This is a genomic window from Kitasatospora sp. NPDC089509 (assembly GCF_044749365.1).
GTDB lineage: Bacteria > Actinomycetota > Actinomycetes > Streptomycetales > Streptomycetaceae > Kitasatospora.
In genome coordinates this window covers 232,668-239,519 of record NZ_JBIVHS010000011.1, presented here as the reverse complement: position 1 = coordinate 239,519, position 6,852 = coordinate 232,668, and the positions used below count along the sequence as shown (strand labels likewise).

Genomic DNA, 6,852 nt, shown 5'->3' with positions numbered 1-6,852 from the left:
GCAGCAGCCTGTGGAGACGGTGTAAGACCTCAACGGAGCACTCCGGGCGGGCGGTCGTCGGTGAAGCAGGAAGTAGTCCCAACCGTTGCGTTACGTGCAGCGGCTCAGCCGCGAGGCTGAGGGGAATCACCCGCGTTCACGCGGGTGAGGAAGTCAACTGTGCGGCCATGCCATGAACAGGGCCATCGAGGCCTCGCGTCACGCTGTCACCGACGACGCCGACCCGCTCGCCACCGCCTGGCTCGACGCTCTGTGGTCGGACCCCGCCCGCCCGGCGGACGTCAGGGTGCCCGCCGCGCTCGCCTGGTTCTGCCTCACGGACGGGCCCGTCCCGGACGACCTGCGTACCACCGTCGGTGCCCTTGTCACCGACGACCTGGCCCGCGTCCTCGACGACGTCCCGTGGTTCTGGCACGTCGACCAGAAGAACGGCCCGGCCGAGACCCTCCACCAGATGCTGAACGGCCCCAAACCCCGCACAGGTCCTGCTCCCTCGTTCTGGAGGGCCGGCTGCCGGTCCGCCGACTTCTCCGTGCCGTACCGCGCCCGGACTTCCGGGTCGGGTGTGGCGCGCGGCAGAGCGGTGAGTGCCCGTACCGCGCCGTCGTCGTAGCCGGCGGACTCCGCCTCCCGCGCGGCGCAGTCGAGTTGGGTGATGGCCTCGGTGCGGTTGCCGAGTCCCAGCAGTGCTTCGGCAGCGGCCCTGCGCCTCCTCGCTCTCAGGCGGCAGGCTCCCCGGCCCCGGTCCGGGCGCGGTCGTGGATCCGGTCGTTGTCCTGCTGCCGGGCGGCTGCGAGGGCGGCGAGGACCGGGGTGGCGGTGAGGAGGAGGCACAGGGGCAGCGGGAGGCGGTCGGTGAGGACGCCGACCAGCGCGGTGCCCGCCGAACCACCGCCGTTGAAGGCTGCGTTGACCCAGGCTCCGGCCCGGGTGCGTTGCTCGGGCCCGGCGAGCTCGTCGGTGAGCAGGTAGGCCGTGGTGAGGGTCGGTGACACGGCCAGACCCGCCAGGGCGGCGACGGCCGCCAGGAGCGGGAGCGTCGGGGCGAGGGCGGCCAGCGCCAGCGCGCCACCGAGGACAGCGGTGAGGACGGTGAGGCGGGTACCGGCCGGGGCCCGCCAGTCGACCGCGCCGAGGACGAGACCTCCGATGGCGCTGCCGGTGGCCAGTGCCGCCTCCACCCACGCGGCGTCGGCCGTCTGCCCGTGCCGCCCCGCGAAGACCACCGCCAGCAGGTTGAAAGCGCCGAGCCCGGCGCCGATGCCCGCAGCGGCGGTGAGCGGCCGGCGGGTACGGGCCAGCAGCCGCCAGGGGCGCGTACGGTCCGTGGCGGAGCCGCCGCGGGCGGGGCCCGGCCCGCCGTGCACCGAGGCCGCCAGGGCGAGCGTCCCGGTGAGGACGAGGACGGCGCTGAGCACCAGCCCGAGGGCCGGGCGGGCCGCCGCGGCGATCAGGCCGGCCAGCAACGGGCCCGTGACGTACAGGAGTTCCTCGGCCACGGTGTCCAGGCTGTAGGCCCGTCGGCGGAGGTCCGGGTCGGTCAGCAGGGCACTCCACCGGGCCCGGGTGACCGGTCCGAGCGGTGGTGCGAACACGCCGGCCGCGACGGCGAGGGCGAGCAGCACGGGGTACGGGGTGCCGGGCCGCCAGGTGGCGGCGGCCAGGCCGAGCAGGACCAGCGCGTACCCGACCGCCATCGGCGGCAGCGCCCGGCGCGGGCCGTGGCGGTCGACCAGCCCGGCCCGGACGGGGGAGAGCAGCACGCTGGAGGTGGCGAACAGGGCCAGCACCCAGCCGGCCCGCGGGTACGCGCCGGTGGTGCCGCTGACGGCGAGCACCAGGGAGAACGGGGCCGTGCCGTAGGAGAGACGGCCGACCAGGGCCGCGGCGAAGACCCGGACCGCACCGGGGGTGCGCAGGACCGTGGCATAGGACGCATTGGACGAACAGGGCGAAGGCATGGAGGTTCCTCGGAAGGTCGACGCACACGGTGCGCCGGGGTGAACAGGGACTCCGAAGGGCGACCGCACCGCCTGGGTACGGCCGTTGTTCGGGGTCCTAGTCACGGGAGAGGAACATGGGGTGATGTTAGGACATGCGCCGCGCACGGTGCAGGAACCGCTCGCAGGACCGGACCGGGGGACACCTCTGATGAACGACGTTTGGACTCCTGTCTCGCCGGCAGACACATCACAATGGAGGGCACGCGCCAACGAGTTCGCCTCCCGACGGCTGGAAGGCCGGGTGCGCTGTCCGCTCTGCTCGGAGTCGGAGTTGAGGATCGCCTTCTCCTTGGACGGGCCGAGGGCGCCGCGTGAGTCGGGAGGGCTGACGTTCATCGGCAGCGGCCGGTACTGGGAGTGGTGCGACGGCTGCCACCACTACGCGTACTACCCCGACTCCGAAGTGCCGCACTGGGCTGCGGCGGTGTGCGTTCGGCAGACGAGCGGCACTCGTGACCCGAGTGAGGTCGTGCGGCTGCTCAGCGAGCGTTGAACCGGCCGTCGACGGGAACGGCGGAAGGGCCGCCCGGATCGGTGGTGCATGAAGTCGGCGCGAGGGGGTAGCCGGAGGTCGGGGCAGAGCCGGCGGCGCGTGGGACACCCCCTGGGCGCCGTGCGCCGCCCCTGCCCGCGAGCAGTGCGGGCAGAGGCGAGACCGGCTGCACAGCACCGGCCGCCACCTGGCGACGGCCCCTCCGCTCGGCTGGCCCGTTCCTCGGCCGGCGCCCGTCAAACCCGACCTCACCGACGCCCTTCCCGCGTCGGCCCCGCCCCGGAAGGCCATCAGCGATGACCCGGCACAGCCTGCTCCAGGACGTCCGCACCCTCGGCAGCTACCCCACCGACGAGGAAGCCGGACACGTCCTGGACACCGTCCTCGGCGTACTCGGCTCCCAGCTCACCGGCACCGAACGCTGCGAGCTCGCCGCGATCCTGCCCGTCCGGGCCCGTGCCGCCCTCGTCGCCCCCGTCCCCCGGACCGAACCGGTCCCCGCCCCGGCCTTCGTCGACACCGTCGCCCGCAGCCTCGACACCTCTCGCACGGGCGCCCGGTGGGACGCCTCCTGCGTGCTCACAGCCCTTGCCGACCTCGTCGGCCCCGAGGCCACCGACCGCCTCCTCGCCCAGCTGCCCCGCGGTTACGCCCTGCTGTTCGGCCGCGCCGACCTGCTGCCCGCCGCCTGACACCCGCGCCGTCCACAGCACGCCGTCCACGGCGCCGCCGAGGATCAGTGCTGGGAGGAGGGCGGGGCCGGTGACGGGACGGTCGGCACCATCCGGAAGGGCACCTACGAAGCGTCCGCCCCCCGGGACGGCGACCTGACGCCCGCCGCTACCGGCACCGGTCCCGGCGGCGGTTCGGGGCGCTCGACGGCCTGCTGCCGCCAGTCCGAGGGGCTCAGGCCGCGGGCCCGTTTGAAGGCCGTGCTGAAGGCGAAGGCGTCGGAGTAGCCGACCGCGCGGGCGACGGCGGCGACGGTGTCGTCGGTGTCGCGCAGCAGGTCCGCCGCGAGGACCATCCGCCAGGAGGTCAGGTAGCCGAGCGGGGGTTCGCCGACGGCGGTGGTGAAGTGGGCGGCGAAGGTGGCCCGGGACTGGCCGACCCGGGCGGCCAGTTCGGCGACCGTCCAGCGGCGGGCCGGGTCCCCGTGCAGCAGGCGCAACGCGTCGCCGACCGCCGGGGTGGTCAACGCCGCGTACCAGGAGGGGAGTTCGGTGGCCTGCGGGCGGGCGCACCAGGCGCGCAGGGCGAGTACCAGGACGAGGTCCAGGAGGCGGTTGAGGACGGCGTCCTGGCCGGGTTCCTCCTGGGCGGTCTCGGTGGCGAGCAGGTCCAGGGCGGGTCGGGTGCGGGGGCCGGCGGGGACGACGGCCAGCGGCGGGAGCAGGGCGAGCAGGCGTTCGCCGACGTCACCGCGCAGGTCGTAGGCGCCGCGGAGCAGGGTGGTGGCGCCGGGCAGCCCGTCGCCGTAGGTGCGCGGGGCGAGGCTCTGCCGGCACGGCCCGACGGGTTCGAAGGCGGGTGTGCCGTTGGTGCGGATCACGACCTGGGGCGGGGTGGTGGGGTCGTCGGCGATGGTGTAGCGGCGGGTGCCGCTGATCAGCGCGATGTCCCCGGCGGCGAGGTGCACCGGAGCGGCCCGCGGATCGTCGTCCAGGCGGACCGAGGCCCGGCCGTCGAGGGCTGCCACGACGGTGAGCGCGGGATTGTCCGCGAAGGTCATCGACCACGGCGGGCGCTGGATCATCTGCCGGACCAGCACGCTGCTGGCCCGGGCCCGGTGCAGCAGGTCACTCAGCACGTCCATGCCGTCCAGGCTAGACGACGGCCCGGGCCGGACCGGGGCCCCGGTCTGGACGATGACAAAGGGATCGCCGACGATCACCCATGGAGCATCCGGTTCCGCCGGGGTTGTCTGGGGGCATGACGAACAACATCCTCATCCTCGGCGGCACCGGCACCACCGGCCGCCGCATCGCCCGCCGCCTGACCGACCGGGGCCTGCCGGTCCGCACCGCCGCCCGCACCGGCGCCGACGTCCGCCTCGACCTCGACGACGCCACCACCTGGGCGCCCGCGCTCGACGGCGTCACCGCCCTCTACCTCCTGGAGCCCGGCGGGCAGTCCCGCACCCCGCGCCTGGTCGACGCGGCGGTCGCCGCCGGCGTGCGGCGCCTGGTGCTGCTCTCCGCCCACGGCGTGGACCGGGCCGAGGACGGCCACCCGCTCAAGGCCGCCGAGCGGGCCGTGCGTGAGAGCGGAGTCGACTGGACCGTCCTGCAGCCCGAGTGGTTCGCCCAGAACTTCACCGAGTCCTTCTGGCGGGAGGGCGTGCGCGCCGGCACCCTCGCCCTGCCCACCGGGGACGGCCGCGTCCCCTTCGTCGACGCCGAGGACATCGCCGAGGTCGCCGCCGCGGCCCTCACCGAGGACGGCCACAGCGGCCGCACCTACCGGCTCACCGGCCCCCGGGCGCTCAGCCTGGGCGAGGCGGCCGAGGTGATCACCTCCGCCACCGGCCGCACCGTCCGCCACCTCGACGTCACCCCTGAGGACTTCACGGCCCAGCTGGTCTCCCTCGGCACGCCGCCCGCCGTCGCCGCCGTGCTCACCGGCCTGCTGGTGAACATCCGCGACGGCCACGGCGCGGACGTCTCCGACGGCGTGGAACGCGCCCTCGGCCGCCCGGCCCGCTCCTTCGAGTCCTTCGCCACCGAGGCCGCCGCCGCGGGCCACTGGAGCTGAACACGGCCCGCGACTCCCGAGCCGGGTCCCCCCGTCCGCCGGCCGCTCGATCCGGTGAGGGCCGGGCAGCGGCCGGGCAGCGGCCGGCGGCCCGGCTCGGTGAGTCCCGCCGTGCACGAGCCGGGCCACTGCTCGGCCACAGTAGGCGGGCTCGCCGCCCGTGCACGGGGCCCTCGCCTTCTGCCCCGTCCACGGCGGCGACGAGTCCCCGGTGAATCAGCTGTCCGGACCCGCGCGCTGCATGCCGACCTGCGCCGGCGCAACACCGACGCGCACAAGCGCTGAGCCGTCCGACGCCGTGTTGCCCCTCGTCCCCGTCGCTCAGGGTCCTGTAGTTGACGAGCCGTCGAAGAGCCTCAGGTCAGTCGACCCTCTGAACCGAAGCTTCACTGCAGATCATTCGTTCACCGGGCGTATGCCACCTCGGGGAAGTCGGGGGAGGGGCCGTCGAGCAGCCGCCCCCGGCCGCGGAGGTGGAGGTCGAAGAAGGCCCGCGGGTAGGCGCGTTGGAACGCCTGTGCCCGGTGCCCGGGAATCGTGCCGACCTCGTCCTCCAGATCGGTCGGTGACATGCCCAGGAGAGGGGCGATCAGCGGCAGGATCAGCGCGTCGTCGCCGAACGACTGGTGCGCGGCCCCCCGTACGGTCAGGTGCAGGCGCCAGCCGCGCAAGTGCGACCAGAACGCGCGCAGGGCGGGGTCGTTCTCCATGCCGCCCTTGCCCGGGGTGTCCACGACCAGGAACGGGCGGTCGAGTCCGGCGCCCACCACCGGGCCCGCCGCGCCTCCGTCCAGGCTCGTTCCCGCGATGATCCGCCCGTCGGTGTGCATCGTCGCGGCGGTGGTGGCGCCGCCCAGGGAGTGGCCGAACATTCCGACGCGCCGCAGGTCGAGCGCCCCGCGCAGGCCGGTGGGCAGCGGGGTGGGGCGGACGCCGGGGTGGCCGCCCGAGCGCAGGACGGCGAGCCGGTCCAGGACGAAGCGGATGTCGGCGGTACGGACCGCGAGGGCCTTGGCGTAGTCGCTGACCCCGCCCAGCGGATTCGTCTCGACGCGTCCACCGGGGAAGGCGACCGCCGCCGCGTCGTAGGTGTGGTCGACGGTGACCACCAGGAAGCCGTGACTGGCGAGGTCCTCCACGACGCCGGTGCCGAACGACCGAGACGCATTGGCACCGGGAGAGTAGAGCACGACCGGCAAGGGGCCTGATGGGCCGCCGACGGGAGCGCCTTCGTGGCCGTGGGTGTCTCCCAGGAGCACCCGGCCGGGAGGCACGCCGACGAGGCCCAGGTACCGGTCGGCCGCCGCCGGCGGCATCCAGGGAACAGCGGGGCGGGCCGCGCCGCCGCGGGCGGGGTACCAGATGCTGATCATCAGCTCACGGCAGGGGCGGGAGGGCACCCAGGGGTCCGGCCGCGCGGTGTCGGCCAGGTGCAGCGCGACCGTACCCACCGGGTACGGCCCGTTCGGGGCGGGCAGTCGGAACCGCACGGGCTCCGCCTGCCCCGGGCGCGCGACGGCCACCGGCGCGAGTGGACCCAGGGCCATGGCGGCGGCCAGTCCGGTGCACGAGGACAGCAGAGTTCTCCGATTCATGTTCATG

The 6,852-nt window shown here is 74.8% G+C and carries 6 protein-coding genes; 3 read left to right on the top strand and 3 right to left on the bottom strand.

Annotated features, from left to right (window positions below; all coding sequences use genetic code 11):
- Nucleotides 1-172: 172 nt before the first annotated feature.
- Complete coding sequence (locus tag ACIP4P_RS24130) at nt 173-613, top strand: hypothetical protein (RefSeq protein WP_400921545.1); 441 nt, start codon at nt 173-175, stop codon at nt 611-613.
- A gap of 106 nt (nt 614-719) precedes the next feature.
- On the opposite strand, the gene ACIP4P_RS24125 is transcribed toward ACIP4P_RS24130, so the two are convergent.
- The gene (locus ACIP4P_RS24125) at nt 720-1,961 is read right to left on the bottom strand and encodes an MFS transporter (RefSeq protein WP_400921543.1); all 1,242 of its coding nucleotides are present in this window, start codon (nt 1,959-1,961) and stop codon (nt 720-722) included.
- Nucleotides 1,962-2,792: 831 nt separating this feature from the next.
- Between ACIP4P_RS24125 and ACIP4P_RS24120 the strand changes: the two genes are divergently transcribed.
- Nucleotides 2,793-3,188, top strand: coding sequence for a DUF2267 domain-containing protein (locus tag ACIP4P_RS24120; protein ID WP_400921541.1), 396 nt, complete (start codon nt 2,793-2,795; stop codon nt 3,186-3,188).
- A 104-nt stretch (nt 3,189-3,292) separates the two neighbouring features.
- Here the strand turns inward: ACIP4P_RS24120 and ACIP4P_RS24115 are convergent, their stop codons facing one another.
- On the bottom strand, nt 3,293-4,312 hold the full coding sequence (locus ACIP4P_RS24115) for an AraC family transcriptional regulator (RefSeq protein ID WP_400921539.1): 1,020 nt from the start codon (nt 4,310-4,312) through the stop codon (nt 3,293-3,295).
- A 116-nt stretch (nt 4,313-4,428) separates the two neighbouring features.
- Between ACIP4P_RS24115 and ACIP4P_RS24110 the strand changes: the two genes are divergently transcribed.
- Nucleotides 4,429-5,250: an SDR family oxidoreductase gene (locus ACIP4P_RS24110; protein WP_400921537.1), complete on the top strand. Its 822-nt coding sequence runs from the start codon at nt 4,429-4,431 to the stop codon at nt 5,248-5,250.
- 404 nt (nt 5,251-5,654) lie between these two features.
- Here the strand turns inward: ACIP4P_RS24110 and ACIP4P_RS24105 are convergent, their stop codons facing one another.
- Nucleotides 5,655-6,845, bottom strand: a complete 1,191-nt coding sequence (locus tag ACIP4P_RS24105; RefSeq protein ID WP_400921535.1) for an alpha/beta hydrolase family protein — start codon at nt 6,843-6,845, stop codon at nt 5,655-5,657.
- Between the last annotated feature and the right edge of the window lie 7 nt (nt 6,846-6,852).

Coding starts and splice junctions, on each gene's coding strand:
- ACIP4P_RS24110 (WP_400921537.1), top strand. CDS start 4,429: ATGACGAACAACATCCTCATCCTCGGCGGCACCGGCACCACCGGCCGC.
- ACIP4P_RS24105 (WP_400921535.1), bottom strand. CDS start 6,845: ATGAATCGGAGAACTCTGCTGTCCTCGTGCACCGGACTGGCCGCCGCC.
- ACIP4P_RS24120 (WP_400921541.1), top strand. CDS start 2,793: ATGACCCGGCACAGCCTGCTCCAGGACGTCCGCACCCTCGGCAGCTAC.
- ACIP4P_RS24115 (WP_400921539.1), bottom strand. CDS start 4,312: ATGGACGTGCTGAGTGACCTGCTGCACCGGGCCCGGGCCAGCAGCGTG.
- ACIP4P_RS24130 (WP_400921545.1), top strand. CDS start 173: ATGAACAGGGCCATCGAGGCCTCGCGTCACGCTGTCACCGACGACGCC.
- ACIP4P_RS24125 (WP_400921543.1), bottom strand. CDS start 1,961: ATGCCTTCGCCCTGTTCGTCCAATGCGTCCTATGCCACGGTCCTGCGC.